Origin of the sequence: Mesorhizobium sp. CC13 (assembly GCF_039907765.1) — a bacterium.
Taxonomy (GTDB): Bacteria; Pseudomonadota; Alphaproteobacteria; order Rhizobiales; family Rhizobiaceae; genus Aminobacter.
Map to the genome: position 1 here is coordinate 1 of NZ_JARDJI010000018.1, position 16,543 is coordinate 16,543.

At 64.6% G+C, this 16,543-nt stretch carries 17 protein-coding genes; 10 read left to right on the plus strand and 7 right to left on the minus strand.

The features are described from left to right. Nucleotides 1-414 precede the first annotated feature (414 nt). Nucleotides 415-807 (minus strand): GFA family protein, encoded by a 393-nt coding sequence (locus PV773_RS19955; protein ID WP_347968033.1) that lies wholly within the window; start codon nucleotides 805-807, stop codon nucleotides 415-417. A 454-nt stretch (nucleotides 808-1,261) separates the two neighbouring features. Between PV773_RS19955 and PV773_RS19960 the strand changes: the two genes are divergently transcribed. Then, the gene (locus PV773_RS19960; protein ID WP_347968034.1) at nucleotides 1,262-1,591 is read left to right on the plus strand and encodes a hypothetical protein; all 330 of its coding nucleotides are present in this window, start codon (nucleotides 1,262-1,264) and stop codon (nucleotides 1,589-1,591) included. Nucleotides 1,592-1,625: 34 nt separating this feature from the next. Continuing rightward, on the plus strand, nucleotides 1,626-2,195 hold the full coding sequence (locus tag PV773_RS19965) for a L,D-transpeptidase (RefSeq protein WP_347968035.1): 570 nt from the start codon (nucleotides 1,626-1,628) through the stop codon (nucleotides 2,193-2,195). A gap of 51 nt (nucleotides 2,196-2,246) precedes the next feature. Here the strand turns inward: PV773_RS19965 and PV773_RS19970 are convergent, their stop codons facing one another. After that, the gene (locus PV773_RS19970) at nucleotides 2,247-2,909 is read right to left on the minus strand and encodes a 5-formyltetrahydrofolate cyclo-ligase (RefSeq protein WP_347968036.1); all 663 of its coding nucleotides are present in this window, start codon (nucleotides 2,907-2,909) and stop codon (nucleotides 2,247-2,249) included. A gap of 124 nt (nucleotides 2,910-3,033) precedes the next feature. On the opposite strand from PV773_RS19970, the gene PV773_RS19975 reads away from it, so the two are divergent. After that, nucleotides 3,034-3,888 (plus strand): LysR family transcriptional regulator, encoded by an 855-nt coding sequence (locus PV773_RS19975; RefSeq protein WP_347968037.1) that lies wholly within the window; start codon nucleotides 3,034-3,036, stop codon nucleotides 3,886-3,888. A 104-nt stretch (nucleotides 3,889-3,992) separates the two neighbouring features. Here the strand turns inward: PV773_RS19975 and PV773_RS19980 are convergent, their stop codons facing one another. Further along, nucleotides 3,993-4,823, minus strand: a complete 831-nt coding sequence (locus tag PV773_RS19980) for an alpha/beta hydrolase (protein ID WP_347968038.1) — start codon at nucleotides 4,821-4,823, stop codon at nucleotides 3,993-3,995. A 294-nt stretch (nucleotides 4,824-5,117) separates the two neighbouring features. Here PV773_RS19980 and PV773_RS19985 point away from each other — a divergent pair, with 294 nt between their 5' ends. The 7 genes from PV773_RS19985 to PV773_RS20015 all read left to right on the plus strand — a co-directional run bounded on the left by PV773_RS19985 (nucleotide 5,118) and on the right by PV773_RS20015 (nucleotide 12,356). Continuing rightward, the gene (locus PV773_RS19985; protein WP_347968039.1) at nucleotides 5,118-6,743 is read left to right on the plus strand and encodes an AMP-binding protein; all 1,626 of its coding nucleotides are present in this window, start codon (nucleotides 5,118-5,120) and stop codon (nucleotides 6,741-6,743) included. Further along, a complete protein-coding gene (kynA, locus tag PV773_RS19990) occupies nucleotides 6,740-7,576 on the plus strand; it encodes a tryptophan 2,3-dioxygenase (RefSeq protein ID WP_347968040.1) in 837 nt (278 codons plus the stop codon). Before PV773_RS19985 ends, kynA begins: the two co-directional genes overlap by 4 nt. A gap of 42 nt (nucleotides 7,577-7,618) precedes the next feature. Beyond that, nucleotides 7,619-8,755, plus strand: a complete 1,137-nt coding sequence (locus PV773_RS19995; RefSeq protein ID WP_347968041.1) for an ABC transporter substrate-binding protein — start codon at nucleotides 7,619-7,621, stop codon at nucleotides 8,753-8,755. Between the two features lie 258 nt (nucleotides 8,756-9,013). Beyond that, entirely contained in the window at nucleotides 9,014-9,934 is a 921-nt protein-coding gene (locus tag PV773_RS20000) for a branched-chain amino acid ABC transporter permease (protein WP_347968042.1), read from the plus strand. A gap of 25 nt (nucleotides 9,935-9,959) precedes the next feature. Continuing rightward, on the plus strand, nucleotides 9,960-10,931 hold the full coding sequence (locus PV773_RS20005) for a branched-chain amino acid ABC transporter permease (RefSeq protein WP_347968133.1): 972 nt from the start codon (nucleotides 9,960-9,962) through the stop codon (nucleotides 10,929-10,931). After that, a complete protein-coding gene (locus PV773_RS20010) occupies nucleotides 10,924-11,673 on the plus strand; it encodes an ABC transporter ATP-binding protein (protein ID WP_347968043.1) in 750 nt (249 codons plus the stop codon). Before PV773_RS20005 ends, PV773_RS20010 begins: the two co-directional genes overlap by 8 nt. Continuing rightward, nucleotides 11,670-12,356: an ABC transporter ATP-binding protein gene (locus tag PV773_RS20015; RefSeq protein ID WP_347968044.1), complete on the plus strand. Its 687-nt coding sequence runs from the start codon at nucleotides 11,670-11,672 to the stop codon at nucleotides 12,354-12,356. The genes PV773_RS20010 and PV773_RS20015 overlap by 4 nt, the downstream gene beginning before the upstream one ends. A gap of 48 nt (nucleotides 12,357-12,404) precedes the next feature. Here the strand turns inward: PV773_RS20015 and kynU are convergent, their stop codons facing one another. The 4 genes from kynU to PV773_RS20035 form a co-directional block, all read right to left on the minus strand. Beyond that, on the minus strand, nucleotides 12,405-13,652 hold the full coding sequence (kynU, locus tag PV773_RS20020) for a kynureninase (protein WP_347968045.1): 1,248 nt from the start codon (nucleotides 13,650-13,652) through the stop codon (nucleotides 12,405-12,407). 21 nt (nucleotides 13,653-13,673) lie between these two features. Next, nucleotides 13,674-14,597 (minus strand): ABC transporter permease, encoded by a 924-nt coding sequence (locus PV773_RS20025; RefSeq protein ID WP_347968046.1) that lies wholly within the window; start codon nucleotides 14,595-14,597, stop codon nucleotides 13,674-13,676. A 3-nt stretch (nucleotides 14,598-14,600) separates the two neighbouring features. Beyond that, entirely contained in the window at nucleotides 14,601-15,380 is a 780-nt protein-coding gene (locus PV773_RS20030) for an ABC transporter ATP-binding protein (RefSeq protein WP_347968047.1), read from the minus strand. A gap of 62 nt (nucleotides 15,381-15,442) precedes the next feature. Next, nucleotides 15,443-16,429 (minus strand): ABC transporter substrate-binding protein, encoded by a 987-nt coding sequence (locus PV773_RS20035; RefSeq protein WP_347968048.1) that lies wholly within the window; start codon nucleotides 16,427-16,429, stop codon nucleotides 15,443-15,445. Nucleotides 16,430-16,543: the final 114 nt, after the last annotated feature.

The window sequence follows — 16,543 nt, forward strand, 5'->3', positions numbered from 1 at the left end:
ACCCAGCCAGCATCTTGAATCACAATCTGCTCAAAACAGGAATCCCAAATGATTCAATCAATCAGAAATCCGCTCTAGGCGCCGGAAGGAAGCAGCAGCGTCCCTCCGGGGGCGCCGCTACATAGGCAAGGTCGACTCAGCAGACGGCATGAGCACGATCTGGTAGGACGCGTCTGCGGATAGTTGCCAAGCGACCAGTCGCGAAGCCGGCATTGTCCAATACGAGGCCAGTTCCATAAGATAGATTATGCGGCAAGTGCCGCTCGCATTCGGTTGCCTAGGGGCAATCGTGGGCTGTCGGCATTCCGACAGCTCCTATTCACATGTGCGTCTGAGCAGCCTCGGGTACACGCCAAATCCCCGGCCTGGCATCGGTTCCGCTTTGTCTGCTCTGGCGATGAGCTACCGTTCCGCCTACTCCTCAAAGCGGCCCGTGGCGTCACGATCGTGCTCGTATCGTCTTGCGAGCGGAAACGGCGGCAACCAGGACTCGCGACGGACGGTCCAGAGTTCGTAGGTTGGCATCAGTTGGTCAGGGGCATCCAGGGATCCCAGGTTCACTTCCATTTCGTCTGCAGTGCGTGCGAAAATGGACGAGCCGCAGCGGGGACAGAAAAACCGCCCGGCGTAGTCGCGTGTTTCGCCATCGATCGTCACCGCATCCTGTGGGAACACCGCGGAAGCGTGAAAAAGAGCCCCGTGATGCTTGCGGCAGTCGAGACAGTGACAAAGGCCGACTCGGTATGGGCGGCCCAATGCCACAATTCGGACGTTGCCGCACAGGCAACCGCCGGTGAAACGGTCCATGCCGCGTTTCCTCCAAGATCAGCGGTCGGAACGTTAGCAACGAACCTCGTCGGGCGTCCATGGAAGATGCGCCCAGCCTTGCCTGCAGCAGCGTTGCGGCGTCGAGAAGGAGCGTCCTGACCGCGACGGAAGCGCCGATCGGGCGCAAGCGGGTCGGGGCGCGCAAGCCTGATCGGCGGCGGTCCTGTAGGTGTTCGATCCCGGTATCTGCTGGAGCGGTTGCGGTTGAAACATTGCAGGTGAAGTTGTTTCTGCGATACCAATCCATTGCTGTAGTGTGGTCGTGTTTGCCGACCAAAGGTTATGGTGAATTCGAGTGAAGCCGGCTGCGAGTGCTTCGGTAATTGCTTACAGTCGCTCCCTGAAACGTACGATGCACTGTGCGGTCCTGCTCTCACGAAGTTGTGATGAAGCGCTAACGGATGAAAAACTGTCGGGGACCAGACTGTCTTTCATGAAGTCCATGTATCTGGCTCGGTCGTTGTTGGGGCTGGTCGTCGTACTGGCGCTGTCGCTGCATCTTGCGGTGCCAGCTTCGGCCGCGGTCCTGAGTACGGTTCAAGCCAAGCACGCAGTGATCGAGACGGGCGGATGCGGTCAGGCCGGGCCCTCCAATCCCCTGCCCGCTTCGGGATGCCATTCCGTGCATGCCTTCACCGGCATCGTCCAGTTCGGCGCGCCCGTGCAGATCCGCCAACATAGCCAACCGACGGCAGCATTGACGCTCGCCGGCATCGACCCTGTCAGAGACGATCGACCACCCAGCGACGAGGCGATCTCCTAGCCCTTTTCGCAAAATTCTCTCTCACAGGTGCATCATGATAAATCGTCGTTCCCTCATGCTCGGTGTGGCCGCCCTGTTTGCGGCGCCGTCCGTGGCCACAGCACAGAAGGCGAAGGCCAAGGCCTTCGTCCTCGATCCGAAGTTCCAACCGCAACTCGTGGATTTCGAACCGCAATATTCTCCGGGAACGGTCGTGGTCGATCCCAAGAACCGGTTTCTCTATCTGGTGGAGGAAACTGGGGTCGCCCGCCGCTACGGGGTTGGCGTCGGCCGCGCCGGCCTGGCTTGGTCGGGAACGGCCGAAGTCGCCCGCAAGGCGAAGTGGCCGACCTGGACACCGACCAAGAACATGATCAAGCGCAATCCGGAGAAATACGCCAAATATGCCGATGGCGTCCCGGGCGGACAGTCCAATCCGCTGGGCGCACGGGCCTTGTATCTCTACCGCAATGGCCGCGATACCTACTATCGCATCCATGGCACCAACGAACCCTGGACGATCGGGCGGGCAGTGTCGAATGGTTGCATCCGCATGACCAACGAGCACGTCCAGGATCTCTACGAGCGCGTGCCGGTCGGGGCTACCGTCGTGGTGCTGAGTTGAGGCTTTGCCAACGCCAGCCCGCCGGTGCTGATGCCGCGGGCAGGCCCGGCGTTACCTGTCGGTGACGACGGCATCCATCGGAATGTCGTGGGCCTGCGGGTAGATGGTGCGAATGCGGCTTTCCGCATAGCCGATGCCAATCGCCAGCGGCCGCTTCGGCGCGGCCGCGAGCGTGCGGTCGAAGAAGCCGCCGCCATAACCCAGCCGGTAGTTTGCCGCGTCGAAGCCCACGACCGGGGCGATGACGACGTCGGGTTGCACGGCAGAGCCATGCGCGGGGACGAGGATGTTCCAGACGCCGCGCTCGAGCGGATCGCCCGGCGACCAGCCACGGAATTCCAGCGGCCATGCCTTCCTGATGACGACCGGCAGGGCGATGCGGCCGCCCCGGGCGATGACGCTGACGGCCCAGTTGCGAAGATCCGGCTCGCCGCGGAACGGCCAATAGACGCTGATGAGCCGCCCGCCCACCTTGCCGATGGCCAGGTCGAGCGCCGAAGCGATCCTTTCCGACCTGGCCTTTCGCTCGTCCGCGCCGACGGTCAGGCGCTGTTCGATCAGGCGCGCTCTTTCCACCTTCCGCCAGCCTGCAACTTCGGGCCAGTTGTCCTTATGGACCGACGCGGTGCCCGGGTCCGGCTCGAATTCGTGCATGTAGCATGGCGGGGACGCATATTCGGCTGGCTCATGGGGCGGATCGTTCTTGTCCGACATCGTGTTCCCTCTCCCGTCGCAGCACGACGATGGCGTCGCCTCGAGAGGCTGGGCCGATCCAGGCCGGAAGGCAAACGGAATTAAATGCTGGATTACTGCAAAAATTTTGCATTCAATTGATGCCATGGATATCGACCGCGCCCGCACTTTCCTCGAAATCGTCCAGGGCGGCAGCTTTCTCAAGGCTGCCGAGCGCCTGCATGTGACGCAGACCACGGTCAGTGCGCGGATCCGCACGCTCGAGCAGGAACTCGGGCGCCAGCTGTTCGTCCGCAATCGAAGCGGTGCGCAACTGACGGCTGCGGGACGGGACTTCGAACGCTATGCGCAGTCCTTCGTGCAGGTCTGGGAGCGTGCCCGCCATCAGCTTGCCGTCCCCTCGGGGCGAACGAGCCTGCTGGCGGTCGGCGGCGAGCTGAGCCTGTGGAATCCGCTGCTGCTCGACTGGCTGGTCTGGATGAGGCAGGCGAACCCCGAGATTGCCATCCGCGCCCATGTCGGGGTCCCGGACCAGTTGCTCGACCAGCTGCGTACGGGCGTGCTCGATATCGCCATGCTCTACGCACCGAAGCTGCTGCCCGGCTTCAAGGTCGAGATCCTGCAGGAGGAGCAACTCGTGCTGGTCAGGACCACCCCGAAGGAGGGCAGGCGGGATCCGGCGGAGAACTATGTCTATGTCGACTGGGGCCCGACATTTGCCGCCCAGCACGATGCCGGGTCCAATCCGTTCGGCGAGCCCGGCCTGTTCGTCGGCCTCGGCCCGCTCGGCCTGAACTACATCCTCAGGGCCGGGGGCATGGGCTATTTTCGCAGGGGCGTTGTCGCGCCGCTGGTCGCGGCGGGCGAACTCGAGCGGGTCGAAGGCGCGCCGGAATTCACCTATCCGGTCTATGCCGTCTATCCCGAGGCGATGGAGGCGCGGCCCGATCTGCAGGCTGCATTGCTCGGTCTGGGGCGGGCCATGCACGAGGCCGCCTGAGGCGCCTGTCGCCTTCGGGATTCTGAGCGATGGAGGTGCCGCATCCACAGACGCCGGACGGGGCTCCAATCGGCGCAGTTGAATTGTGGCGCGCTGGCCCGGCTCTATTCTGCCAGCAGAACCCTGGTCAAAGGATGCCTTTCATCCATCAGTCCGTCGATGACGCTGAAATGATGACGGTCGGGCTCGACCACCGCTGACGTCGTGGCGCCGAGGCCGGTCCAGATATTGGCGAGAAGGTCGTTCTGGCGCAGGAACTCGGCGCGCTCGCCGCCGCCGACCCAACAGGTGATGCGGGTGCCGGCAACCGGCCGCAGCAAGGCCGGGCTTTCGGCCAGGGCCTCGGTCTCGTCGATGTGGAGCGTCTTGTTCATGCCGGTGTTCATCAGCGGCCTGAGGTCATGGACGCCGGACAGCGAGACGACATGGCGAATGCGCGCCAGGACTTCTGACGCGAGCGGCGAGCCCGATGCGGCCATGCGCGACACCAGATGCCCGCCGGCGGAATGTCCGGTCAGCATGATGGGTCCATCGATCAGTGTGGCCGCCTTGCCGATGGCCGCACCGACTTCGCGGACGATGTCGCCGATCCGCGCCTCTGGGCACAGCGTGTAGGACGGTATGGCGACCGCATAGCCGCTGTCGACCGAGCCCTTGGCGAGATGCGACCAGTAGCTCTTGTCGAGCGCCATCCAGTAGCCGCCATGAACGAAGACGACGAGGCCCTTGGCCTTGCCCTCGGGCAGGAACAGGTCGAGCCGGTTGCGGGCCCGCTCGCCATAGGAAATGTCGAGGTGCTGCCGGCCGGCAGCCGCGAGGCTGTCGCGGAACGCATTCGCAGGCTCCACCCAGGCCGCCGGCCAGCGGTCGCCGCCGGCGATATTGGCGCCGTTGGTGTAGGCGTTGTCCCAGTCGGCGATATGACGTTCGAGCACCGGCGCCCTCCTATGGCGGTATCGTTCGTGGAGCACAGACATGGCGGGCGTGCCGGCCGGCGTCAATGTACCAGCGGCCAAAAACTTTAGGCTTGAAATAAATTTTGTCTGATGCGATGCTTGGCCATCAGTGAGAATGGGAGGTCTCGCTGCGCCGAAAGCCGGTCAAATCGTCGACTGTGCGAAGGTGTCGCCGGAAATGCGGCCTGACTGGAACCGGTGCTCGACCTCCCCTCTAAAATTCAAGAACGCAAGCGCGGCGATGCAGTCGTTGCGATGGGCATAGGGGGCAGAATGCTTGGACCGTCAGCGCATACCGACACGTTCACGCGCGACAACCTGCCCCCTCAGGAGCAGTGGCCAGATTTCCTCCTCGACAGCTTCCAGTATCCCGACCATATCAATGCGGGCGTCGAACTAACCGATCGCCTGGTCGAAAAAGGCTTCGGCGATCACACCGCCCTTATCGGCAACGGCCGGCGCCGCACCTACAAGGAGCTGTCGGACTGGACCAACCGTCTGGCGCATGCGCTGGTCGAGAATTACGGCGTAAGACCAGGTAATCGCGTGCTTATCCGTTCGGCCAACAACCCCGCCATGGTCGCCTGCTGGCTCGCCGCCACCAAGGCCGGCGCCGTGGTGGTCAACACCATGCCGATGCTGCGCGCCGGCGAACTCGCCAAGATCGTCGACAAGGCCGAAATCTCGCTGGCGCTGTGCGACACGCGCCTGATGGACGAAATGGTGGCCTGCGCCAAGGACAGCAAGTTCCTCAAGAAGGTCATCGGCTTCGACGGTACGGCCAACCACGACGCCGAGCTCGACCGCATCGCCCTCGACAAATCGGTGATCTTCGAAGCCGTGAAGACCGGCCGCGACGACGTCGCCCTGCTCGGCTTCACCTCGGGTACGACGGGCGTGCCGAAGGCGACGATGCATTTCCACCGCGACCTGCTGATCATCGCGGACGCCTATGCCAAGGAAGTGCTCGAGGTCACACCCGACGACGTGTTCGTCGGCTCGCCGCCGCTGGCCTTCACCTTTGGCCTGGGCGGCCTTGCCATCTTCCCGCTGCGTTTCGGGGCGGCCGCGACGCTGCTCGAGCATGCGACGCCGCCGAACATGATCCACATCATCGAGACCTACAAGGCGACGATCTCGTTCACCGCCCCCACCGCTTACCGCGCCATGATGAAGGCCATGGACGAGGGCGCTGACCTGTCTTCGCTGCGCGTCGCCGTCTCCGCTGGCGAGACCCTGCCCGGCCCGGTATTCGAGGAATGGACGGCAAAGACCGGCAAGCCCATCCTCGACGGCATCGGTGCTACCGAGATGCTGCACATCTTCATTTCCAACCGCTTCGAAGACCGCAAGCCCGCCTCCACCGGCAAGCCGGTGGGCGGCTATGAGGCGCGCATCGTCGACGCTGACATGAACGAGCTGCCGCGCGGCACGGTCGGCCGGCTCGCCGTGCGTGGCCCCACCGGCTGCCGCTATATGGCCGACGACCGCCAGCTCGAATATGTCCGCGGCGGCTGGAACCTGACCGGCGACGCCTTCTTCCAGGACGTGGACGGCTTCTTCCATTTCGCTGCCCGCTCCGACGACATGATCGTCAGCGCCGGCTACAACATCGCCGGCCCCGAGGTGGAGGCGGCGCTGTTCTCGCACCCCGATGTCGCCGAATGCGCCGTCATCGGCGCCGAGGACGGCGAGCGCGGCCAGATCGTCGAGGCCTATGTCGTGCTGGTCGAGGGCGTCGCCCGCGACGGCGCGACGATCAAGCGTCTGCAGGACCATGTGAAAGCGACGATCGCTCCCTATAAGTACCCGCGATCGGTGAAGTTCATCGACGCCCTGCCAAAAACCCAGACCGGCAAGATCCAGCGCTTCCGGCTGCGTGCGGAGAAGGCAAATTGAGCAAGCCCTACGATCCCTCGGCCGAGGGTGCGCAGATGTCGTTCAAGGACCGCATGTCCTACAGCGACTACCTGCACCTCGAGAAGGTGCTGGACGCGCAGGCGCCGCTGTCGGCGGCCCATGACGAAATGCTGTTCATCATCCAGCACCAGACATCGGAGCTGTGGATGAAGCTGGCGCTACACGAGATCGGCGCCGCCATCCGCTCGATCCGCGCCGACAAGCTGGAGCCTTCCTTCAAGATGCTGACGCGTGTGTCGCGCATCTTCGAACAGCTCAACAGCGCCTGGGATGTGCTCAGGACGATGACGCCGAGCGAATATACCGAGTTCCGCAACTCTCTCGGCCAGTCGTCGGGCTTCCAGTCCTGGCAGTACCGCGCCATCGAGTTCATGGCCGGTAACCGCAACCTCGCCATGCTGCGCCCGCACGCGCACGAACCGGAACTGACGGCGCGGCTGGAGGCGATCCTCGCCCAGCCGTCGCTCTACGACGAGGCAATCCTTTTGCTTTCCCGCAACGGCTTCGATGTCGGCGCCGAGGCGAAGAAGACCGACTGGCGCGAGACGCGCAGCGAAAGCGAGGAAGTTCTGGCCGCCTGGCAGACGATCTACCGCGAGCCGCAGCGCTACTGGATGTTCTACGAGCTGGCCGAGAAGCTGGTCGATTTCGAGGACTACTTCCGCCGCTGGCGCTTCAACCACGTCACGACGGTCGAACGCATCATCGGCATGAAACGCGGCACCGGTGGAACGTCCGGCGCTTCGTATCTCAAGAAGATGCTGGAGGTTGAACTGTTCCCCGAACTCTGGAAAGTTCGCACCCGGCTCTGAAGCTTTTTGAATTTCAAATAAAACACTGGGAGGGAGAACCCGATGAAGAAGATTATTGCGGCCGGCATCTTCGGCCTTTCGCTGGCGACGTCCAACCTCGCCTATGCCGAGCCGGTGAAGATCGGCGTCATCACCACGCTGTCGGGTGGCGGCGCCGGCCTTGGCGTCGACATGCGCGATGCCTTTACGCTCGCCATGAAGAAGTCGGGCAACAAGGACGTCGAACTCGTCATCGAGGACGATGCACAGAAGCCCGAGATCGCCGTGCAGCTGGCCGAGAAGATGATCCAGAGCGACAAGGTCGACCTGCTCACCGGCATCATCTGGTCGAACCTCGCCATGGCGGTGGTGCCGAACGCGGTGGCGCAGGACATCATCTACCTGTCGCCCAATGCCGGCCCGTCGGCCCTTGCCGGCGCCAAGTGCAATCCGAACTACTTCAATGTCGCCTACCAGAACGACAACTTCCACGAGGCGATGGGGCAGTACGCCAACAAGGACTACAAGAAGACCTTCATCCTCGCCCCGAACTATCCGGCCGGCAAGGATTCCTTGACCGGCTTCAAGCGCTACTACAAGGGCGAGCTGGCCGGCGAGATCTACACCCAGGTCGGTCAGACCGACTATGCCGCCGAGATCGCCCAGATTCGCGATTCCGGCGCCGACTCGGTGTTCTTCTTCCTGCCCGGCGGCATGGGCATCGCCTTCATGAAGCAGTACGCCCAGTCGGGCGTGAAGATCCCGGTCATGGGCCCGGGCTTCTCCTTCGACCAGGACATCCTGCCGGCGGTGGGTGACGCTGCGCTCGGCGTCAAGAATTCGGCCAGTTGGTCCAAGGATCTCGACAACGCCGCCAACAAGGAATTCGTCGAAGCCTTCAAGGCCGAATACAACCGCCTGCCGTCGGTCTATGCTGCCCAGAGCTGGGACACGGCCAACCTGATCCTGTCGGCGCTGGGCAAGGCCAGCGTCAAGGACAAGGACGCCTTCCGGGCAGCACTGAAGGCCGCCGACTTCAAGTCGGTGCGCGGCGACTTCACCTTCAACACCAACAACCATCCGATCCAGAACATCTATGTTCGCGAGGTGGTGAAGGAAGGCGACGTGCTGACCAACAAGATCGTCGGTACCGCATTCGAGAAGCGCGGCGACGCCTACGCCGAGCAGTGCAAGATGTGAGTTAGGCGATCCTGCCGATAGCAAGGTAGTCTTAGACGGATTGTCAGCCCCCCACTCCGCCTCGCTGCGCTCGGCACCTCTCCCCTTCAAAAGGGGAGAGAAAAGGTGCCAAGTCCAGGCTGGCTTCCTCTCCCCCGTCGACCGGGGGAGAGGTGGTTTGCGAAGCAAACCGGAGTGGGGGTCGACTTCCCAAAACCGCCCTAACTTTCACAGGCATTACGCCGCATCACCCCCACACCAGCCAGCGAAAGTATCCGCTTGTCCATTGCACTGCTCATCGAGCAACTCCTCAACGGCCTGCAGCTCGGGGTGATGCTGTTCCTCATGGCCGCCGGTCTGACGCTGATCTTCGGCGTGATGGGGCTGATCAACCTCGCCCACGGCTCGCTCTACATGGTCGGCGCCTTTGCCTGTGCGGCCGTGGCTGCCGCCACCGGTTCGTTCTGGATCGGCCTTGTCGCCAGCCTCATCGCCGCAGCCGCGGCCGGCGCGATCGTCGAGGTGACCGTCATCCGCAGGCTCTACGACCGGGACCATCTCGACCAGGTGCTGGCCACCTTCGCGCTGATCCTGATGTTCTCGGAAGGCACGCGCTGGCTCTTCGGCTCCTTCCCGCTCTATCTCGACATCCCGCCGCTGCTGCAGGGCGCGGTGCCGCTACCCGGCGGCGGACAGTATCAGCTCTATCGCCTCGCCATCATCGGCGTCGGCATCGTGGTCGCCGTCGGGCTGTACTTTCTGATCTCGCGCACCCGCCTCGGCATGCGTATCCGTGCCGGCGAGTCCGACCGCGAGATGATCGCAGCGCTCGGCGTCGACATCCGCACGCTCTACACCGTCGTCTTCGCGCTTGGGGCGGCGCTCGCCGGCCTCGCCGGCGCCATGGTCGGCGCGCTGCAATCGGTGCAGGTCGGCATGGGCGAGCCGGCGCTGATCCTCGCCTTCGTCGTCATCGTCATCGGCGGCATCGGCTCGATCAAGGGCGCGCTGTTCGGCGCCATCCTCGTCGGCATCGTCGACACGATGGGCCGCTTCCTTTTGCCCAAGGTGCTGGCGCTCGGCATGCCGGCGGCCGAAGCCGGTCCCATAGGTGCCGCCCTCGCCTCCATGCTGATCTACATCGTCATGGCGCTCATCCTCGCCTTCAGGCCGAGCGGCCTGTTTGCGGCGCAGTCGTGAGGCGGCCATGACCAACGCACCCTTCATGACCCGCGAAACCACCGTCAATTCGGCGCTGGCGCTGCTGCTGCTCGGCTTCCCGCTGGCCGCGCAGGCGATGGGCGAACCGTTCTACATCACGCTCGCCACCCGCATCGCGGTGTTGGCGCTCGCAGCGGTCGGCCTCAACATCGCGCTCGGCCTCGGCGGGCTTGTGTCCTTCGGCCACGCCGCCTTCTTCGGCCTCGGCGGCTATGCCGCCGGCATCCTGGCGACGCACGCCTTCAACGCCGAGCCAGTGCTGTTCGGTTTCGAGGGCACTACCTCAATGCCGATGATCTGGCTGGCAGCAATCGTCGTCTGCGGGCTCATCGCCCTGCCCATCGGCGCGATCAGCCTGCGCACGGCGGGTGTGTACTTCATCATGATCACGCTCGCCTTCGCGCAGATGATCTACTATTTCGCCGTGTCCTGGCCGGCCTATGGCGGCGAGGACGGGCTGTCGATCTATGTGCGCAACGAGTTCCCCGGCCTGAACACGGCGCAGCCACTGCCCTTCTTCCTGATCTGTTATGTCCTGCTGCTTGCGGCACTCGCGCTCTTCTGGATGCTGCGCGGCTCGCGCTTCGGCGCCGCACTGGAAGCCGCCCGCCAGAACCCCGTTCGCCTGTCTGCCGTCGGCATCGCCCCCTTTAACATCCGCCTCGTCGCCTTCGTGATATCGGCGATGGTGACGGGCGTCGCGGGCGCGCTCTTCGCCGACCTAAACAAGTTCGTGAGCCCGTCGATGCTGTCCTGGCAGATGTCGGGCGAGCTCATCGTGCTGATCATCCTCGGCGGCAAGGGTCGGCTGTTCGGCCCGGTCGCCGGCGCCATGCTCTATGTGCTGATCGAGTATGTGCTCGGTGGCATCACCGAGCGCTGGCAGTTCTTCCTCGGGCTGATCCTTCTCGCGGTCGTGCTGTTTGCGCGCGGCGGCTTGCTTGGCCTCCTGGCCGGAAAGGCGCGTCATGGCTGAGCCGGTCCTCGAAATCCGCGAACTTCGCAAGACCTTCGGTGCGCTGAATGCTACGGACGGCGTCAGCCTGAAGCTGATGCCCGGCGAGATCCATGCCCTGATCGGCCCCAATGGCGCTGGCAAGAGCACGCTGATCCACCAGATCTCCGGTTCGATCCGCCCTGACAGTGGCTCAATCCGCTTCCTCGGCCAGGACATGGCCGGGCTCGACATGGCCGCCCGCGCCCGCCTCGGCCTCGGCCGCAGCTTCCAGATCTCGTCGCTGGCGCCGGAATTTTCGGCGTTGCGCAACGTCATGCTGGCGGCACAGGCGCGGCAGGGCTCGAGCTTCCGCTTTTTCAAGCCCGTGATGGGCGATGCGAGCCTGACCGGGCCGGCCATGGCCATGCTCGAACGCGTCGGCCTGGCCTCCCGCGCTCACTTGCCGGCGGCGGAGCTGTCGCATGGCGAGCGCCGGCAGCTCGAGATCGCCATTGCGCTGGCGCTGGGTTCAAAGGCGTTCCTGTTCGACGAGCCGATGGCCGGCATGGGGCCTGAGGGCTCCAAGGCGCTGACCGGGTTCCTCGACGGCCTGCGCCGGGAAGCACCGATCCTTTTGGTCGAGCACGACATGGATGCCGTCTTCGCGCTCGCCGACCGCATCTCGGTGCTGGTCTATGGCCGCGTCATCGCCACCGGCAGCGTCGACGAGATCCGCAACGATCCCGAAGTCCGCCGCGCCTATCTCGGAGAAGCCGCGTGAGCCTGCTCGAACTCAAGGGCGTCGAGACCTTCTACGGCGCATCGCAGGCACTGTTCGGCGTGACGCTCGACGTGCGCGAGGGCGAAGTCGTGGCGCTCATGGGCCGCAACGGCATGGGCAAGACCACGACCATCGGTTCGGTGCTCGGACTGGTGCGTCCGCGCGGTGGTTCGATCCGCTTTGGCGGCCGCGAGATATCGGGCCAGCGGCCGCACCGCATCGCCCGCCTTGGGCTCGGACTGGTGCCGGAAGGGCGGCGCTGTTTCCCCAACCTCACAGTGTTCGAGAACCTCGTCGCCGCCGCGCGCGGCAGCGACTGGACCTACGACAAGGTGGTCGACCTGTTCCCCCGCCTCGGCGAACGCCGTGAACAGTATGCCAACACGCTCTCGGGCGGCGAGCAGCAGATGCTGGCCGTCGGCCGCGCGCTGATGACCAATCCAAGCCTTTTGATCCTCGACGAGGCGACCGAAGGGCTGGCGCCCGTCATCCGCCACGATATCTGGGCGGCGATCCGCAAGCTCAAGGCCGCCGGCCAGTCGATCCTCGTGGTCGACAAGACGCTGTCGGAACTGCTGCCGGTGGCTGACCGCTGCTTCGTGCTGGAAAAGGGCGTGACGGTGTTCGAGGGCGCGCCCGAGGCGCTCACGCCCGACATCCAGGACCGTTATCTCGGCGTATGAAAAGAGGGCGGCAATGCCGCCCTTTTTTGATTTCCATTCGACCTGAGGTCAGGTCACCGCCGACTTTACGGCAAAACGCGCGTCCTTCCAGGCGCCGGTGCGCAGGATTTCCTCCAGCACCCCGACCGCCTGCCAGACGTCCTTGTAGCCGATGTAGAGCGGCGTGAAGCCGAAGCGGATGGTGGCCGGCGCGCGGAAGTCGCCGATCACGCCGCGCTCGATCAGCGCCTGCATGACCGCGTAGGCGTTCTCATGCTCGAACGACACCTGGCTGCCGCGCTTCGTGCCGTCGCGCGGGCTTTCGAGCTTGAGCCCATGGCCGGCGCACCTGGTCTCGACCAACTGGATGAACAGGTCAGTCAGGGCGATGCTCTTCTTGCGCAGCGCCTGCATGTCGACGTCGTCCCAGATGTCGAGCGCGCCCTTCAGCGCGCGCAGCGACAGGATGCCCTGCGTGCCGCACTGGAAGCGGCGGATGCCGGCGTCACCCGCGTAACCCTGCTCGAAGGCGAAGGGCCGGGCATGACCCCACCAACCGCTGAGGGGCTGCTCGGCCTTGCCGAGATGGCGCTCGGCCACATAGATGAAGGCCGGGGCCCCGGGGCCGCCATTGATGTACTTGTAGGTGCAGCCGATGGCGAAGTCGGCATTCGCGCCGTCGAGATCGACTGGCAGCGCGCCCGCCGTGTGGCAGAGGTCCCAGACCACCAGCGCGCCGGCGTCATGCGCACGCCTGGTCAGCGCCGCCATGTCGCGCAGTTCGCCCGACTTGTAGTTGACGTGGTTGACCAGGACCACTGCGACATGATCGTCGATCAGCTCCTCGATGGTCGGCGCATCGACGCCCTCCAGCCGCAGCACGGCCCCCGGACGGGTCGAGACCACGCCTTCGGCCATGTAGAGGTCGGTCGGGAAGCTGCCGGCCTCGGCGACGATGACATTGCGGTCCGGGCGCAGGCCCATGGCCGCATGCAGCGCCTTGTAGACGTTGATCGAGGTGGTGTCGGTGACCACGGTCTGGCCGGCAGCCGCGCCGATCAGGCGACCGATGCGGTCGCCGAGCGCGACGGGCATGTCGAACCAGCCGGCCTTGTTCCAGCTGCGGATGAGGTCCTGTCCCCATTCCTCCCTGGCGGCCTTTTCAACCTCCGCATAGGCGGCCGGCGAGGCCGCCCCCAGCGAATTGCCGTCGAGATAGATCACTCCTTCCGGCAGGACGAAGCGGTCACGCATCGAACGCAGCGGATCGGCGGCATCCATCGCCTCGACGGCGGCGAGATCGGGAATTCCAGTCATTTCGAGCAATCCTGGTCCTGGTTATTCGCGGACGGTTTCGCGGGCTGGCAGCGGGCCACGGCTGCGCTTGAGGCTCGGCAGAGCCAGCATGGCGAGCACGAACAGGCCGGTCGCGAGCTTGAGATCGGGGGGCGGCATGCCGGCGGCAAGGCAGAACGAGACCAGCTGGTAATAGACGATGGCACCGACGAACGGGGCCGCGAGCTGGCGGAACACGGTCTGCTTGCCGACGATTGCCTCGCCGATCATCAGCGCGGCAAGGCCGTTGATGAGGATACCGAGGCCCATGTTGACGTCGGCAAAGCCCTGCGACTGCACCATCAGCGCACCGCTGGTGGCGGAGAACGCGCTGGCGAGGCCGACGCCGCTTATGGTGGCGACCCAGACGTTGATGCCCTGTGCTTCGGCCATGTCGGGGTTGGCGCCGACGGCGCGGATGGCCGTGCCCTTCTCGGTCTTGAAGAACAGGTTGAGCAGGATGAAGACGACAGCGCCGATGATGCCGGCGATGATGATCTTGGCCGCCGGGAAGCCGGGCTGGACGAAGGGCGCCCAGTCGAAGACGGTGGGCTCGCCGAACACCGACAGGTTGGACTTGCCCATGATGCGCAGATTGATGCTGTAGAGCATCGTCATCATCAGGATGCCGGCCAGAAGCGTGTGGATGCGGAAGCGCAGGTGGATGAAGGCCGTGCAGCAGCCGGCGAGGAAGCCGGCGAGCAGCGCAACCGCAAGCGCGGTCAGCGGCGAGGCGCCGCTTGCCAGCAGCACGCCGCAGACGCAACCGCCCAGCGGGAACGCGCCTTCGCTGGTGAGGTCGGGGAAGTTCAGCGTGCGGAACGGGATCATGATGCCCAGCACGACGAAAGCCAGGATCAGGCTCTGCGCCAGCGTGACGGGGATAAGCGAGACGAAGCTCGAGAATATGGTCTGGATAAAGTCCATTGGTCAGCTCGCCAGCAGCATGCGGTCGGTCTTGACGGAGAAATGGCCGATCAGGTCTGGGACCGTGACCTTGGCCTTCTCCTCGCCGGTGATCTCGAGGCGGAGCTTGCCGGCATCGAGCATGATGACGCTATGGCCGAAATCGACGGCGTGCTGCATGTTGTGGGTCACCATCAGCGTGGTGAGTTTCAGCGCATCGACGGCGCGCACGGTCGCCCGCATGACGATGTCGGCGGTGCGCGGGTCGAGGGCCGCGGTGTGTTCGTCGAGCAGCAGGAGTTCGGGCTGGCCGCCGACCGCCATGATCAGCGACAGCGACTGGCGCTGGCCGCCGGAAAGCAGTTCGACGCGGGTGTCGAGACGGTTTTCGAGGCCGAGGCCGAGCAGCGACAGCCGCTCCTTGTAGTCGGCGAGGCGCTTGGCGTTGAGGCCCTGCCGCAGGCTGCGCTTCTTGCTGCGCAGTTCGGCCAGCAGCATATTCTCGGCCACCGTCATGGAGGCGGCGGTGCCCTTCATCGGGTCCTGGAACACGCGGGCGAGCCGCATGGCGCGCTTGTGCACCGGCATGTCGGTGACGTTGTCGCCGTTGATGATGATCTGGCCGGAATCGAGCACCAGCGCGCCTGAAATGGCATTGAGCATGCTGCTCTTGCCGGCCCCGTTGGAGCCGATGACGACGCCGAATTCGCCGGTGGCGAGCTTCAGGTTGAGGCCGTCGAGGGCAACCTTCTCGTCGGGTTGTCCCTTGTAGAATACCTTGCGTGCAGATCGGATTTCGAGCATCCGTCCCTCCCGAAATGGCGACGGCGCCTGGAGCGCCGCCACCTGTTTGACGAAGCCGAAGATCAGTCGACGATGCAGCCGCAGTCGGCCATCGACTCGGGGATCTCGATACCGAAGGCAGCCATGGCCTTCTTCGAGATCGTCGCAGCGTGGTCCTCGTACGCAGGACGCGACGGAGCGATGGTCTTCGGGTCCTTGCCCTTCAGTACCTCGGCGGCGATCTTGCCGGCGTTGACGCCGACCTGCTCGTAATTCACCGCGAAGCTCGCCGGCACGACGCCGTCGCGCACGGCGTTGTCGTCGGCGTTGACGACAGGGATGCCGGCCTGGCGGGCGGCGGCGGCGACGGCCGGGATGGCCGGCTGGATCAGGTTCGAGGTCGGGCCATAGATCACGTCGACCTTGCCGGCGAGCGAAGCGATGCGCTGCTGGATGTCGTTGACGTTGTCGATGCCGACTTCAACCACCTCGAAGCCGGCGGCCGGTGCCGCTTCCTTGATCTTCTCGATGAGGGCGACGTCGTTGGCTTCACCCGGGTTGTACGGCACGCCGAAACGCTTGGCGTTCGGCAGCAGCTTCTTGGTAAACTCCATGACCGCCTTGACGTCCTGCAGGTCGGTGGCGCCGGTCATGCCGTCGTCGCCAGATTCCCACGACGGCACCAGCTTGGCGGCGACCGGGTCGGTGACGGCGGCGAAGACCACCGGGATGCCCGAGCCGGCGAGCGCCTTCTTGGCGATCTGCGAGACCGGAGTGGTGATGGTGTAGAGCATCTTCGGGTTTTCGGCCTGCAGCTTGGCGATCATCTGCGGCACCAGCGAGGCGTCGAAATTGGTGTGGCTCTCGGTGTAGACCACGTCCTTGCCCTCGACGAAGCCGTTTTCGGCCAGCGCCTTCTTGAAGCCGGCGATCGAGGCGTTGAGCTGTGGGTGTTCGCCGAAATTGGCGATGCCGATCTTGATCGGCTCGGCAATGGCGGCGCCGAGGCTGGCAGCGAGCGCGCCGGCCAGCACCAGGCCCGACAGCAGGCCGGACTTCAGGTTTCTCATCTATTCCTCCCAGATTTGACAAGGCGCCGCACATCCCGGCGGCGGCTGGCGCGGATCATGCGCAGTCCGGGGGCTCCTGTCAAACGATTATATATAATTCTTGCCATGGCCCGG

What these genes read in the sequence shown, in the direction of transcription:
- PV773_RS19985 (WP_347968039.1), top strand. Translation starts at nt 5,118, where the DNA reads ATGCTTGGACCGTCAGCGCATACCGACACGTTCACGCGCGACAACCTG.
- PV773_RS20025 (WP_347968046.1), bottom strand. Translation starts at nt 14,597, where the DNA reads ATGGACTTTATCCAGACCATATTCTCGAGCTTCGTCTCGCTTATCCCC.
- kynU (WP_347968045.1), bottom strand. Translation starts at nt 13,652, where the DNA reads ATGACTGGAATTCCCGATCTCGCCGCCGTCGAGGCGATGGATGCCGCC.
- PV773_RS20035 (WP_347968048.1), bottom strand. Translation starts at nt 16,429, where the DNA reads ATGAGAAACCTGAAGTCCGGCCTGCTGTCGGGCCTGGTGCTGGCCGGC.
- PV773_RS20030 (WP_347968047.1), bottom strand. Translation starts at nt 15,380, where the DNA reads ATGCTCGAAATCCGATCTGCACGCAAGGTATTCTACAAGGGACAACCC.
- PV773_RS19965 (WP_347968035.1), top strand. Translation starts at nt 1,626, where the DNA reads ATGATAAATCGTCGTTCCCTCATGCTCGGTGTGGCCGCCCTGTTTGCG.
- PV773_RS20010 (WP_347968043.1), top strand. Translation starts at nt 10,924, where the DNA reads ATGGCTGAGCCGGTCCTCGAAATCCGCGAACTTCGCAAGACCTTCGGT.
- PV773_RS19995 (WP_347968041.1), top strand. Translation starts at nt 7,619, where the DNA reads ATGAAGAAGATTATTGCGGCCGGCATCTTCGGCCTTTCGCTGGCGACG.
- PV773_RS19955 (WP_347968033.1), bottom strand. Translation starts at nt 807, where the DNA reads ATGGACCGTTTCACCGGCGGTTGCCTGTGCGGCAACGTCCGAATTGTG.
- PV773_RS19975 (WP_347968037.1), top strand. Translation starts at nt 3,034, where the DNA reads ATGGATATCGACCGCGCCCGCACTTTCCTCGAAATCGTCCAGGGCGGC.
- PV773_RS19960 (WP_347968034.1), top strand. Translation starts at nt 1,262, where the DNA reads ATGAAGTCCATGTATCTGGCTCGGTCGTTGTTGGGGCTGGTCGTCGTA.
- PV773_RS20005 (WP_347968133.1), top strand. Translation starts at nt 9,960, where the DNA reads ATGACCCGCGAAACCACCGTCAATTCGGCGCTGGCGCTGCTGCTGCTC.
- PV773_RS19970 (WP_347968036.1), bottom strand. Translation starts at nt 2,909, where the DNA reads ATGTCGGACAAGAACGATCCGCCCCATGAGCCAGCCGAATATGCGTCC.